At 46.9% G+C, this 616-nt stretch carries 2 protein-coding genes; both read left to right on the forward strand.

Annotation, left to right across the window (positions count from 1 at the left end; genetic code table 11):
- On the forward strand, nt 1–362 hold a 362-nt coding region (locus PKE79_RS16565; protein ID WP_271174795.1), incomplete at its 5' end, for an NlpC/P60 family protein.
- A gap of 41 nt (nt 363–403) precedes the next feature.
- Nucleotides 404–616 (forward strand): hypothetical protein (locus tag PKE79_RS16570; RefSeq protein WP_271174796.1); only part of this gene is annotated, 213 nt, incomplete at its 3' end.

Genomic DNA, 616 nt, shown 5'->3' on the forward strand with positions numbered 1-616 from the left:
GACCATTCGTGCTGGGCCACTACGATTGCTGGGGCCTGGTGATGAGCTATTTTCGGCAAACCCACGGCATCGAGCTGCACGATTACCGCGTTGATTATCCGTGGTGGGAAAATGAGTATCCGGACAATTTTTATCAGGACTGCTGGTATGAATGCGGGTTCCGTGAGTTTGATGGTCCACCGCAACCGGGTGACATGGTGATCATGCAGGTGCAGGCGGATAAGTGGAACCACGCCGGGATTCTTCTGGAAGGGAACCTGCTGCTGCATCACCTGTATGGCCATCTCAGCAAGCGCGTGCCGTATGGAGCGTTCTGGTTAGACCGAACGATGAAAATCGTTCGATACCATTCTCTGTGTTAATCTTTTGTGGCATTTGAATTAAAAACAAAAGGGACAAAGAGATGAAAAAAATTGCACTAGCTTTAGTGATTGTGGGAATTAGTGGGTGTGCGACTAAACCAGTAACAAATGAACAGGCACAAAATATACCCGCCAAGCAAATATTAGACTCATCGTTTTTCTCTAAAAAAGAAGGTACGGGCGAAGTTATTATAAAGCGGGACTCTGGTGTTATGGGAAGCGCTTGTATGACGCGAGTATATCTTGATGGAAAA

Source organism: Microbacterium barkeri, from assembly GCF_027921765.1.
GTDB lineage: Bacteria > Actinomycetota > Actinomycetes > Actinomycetales > Microbacteriaceae > Microbacterium > Microbacterium barkeri.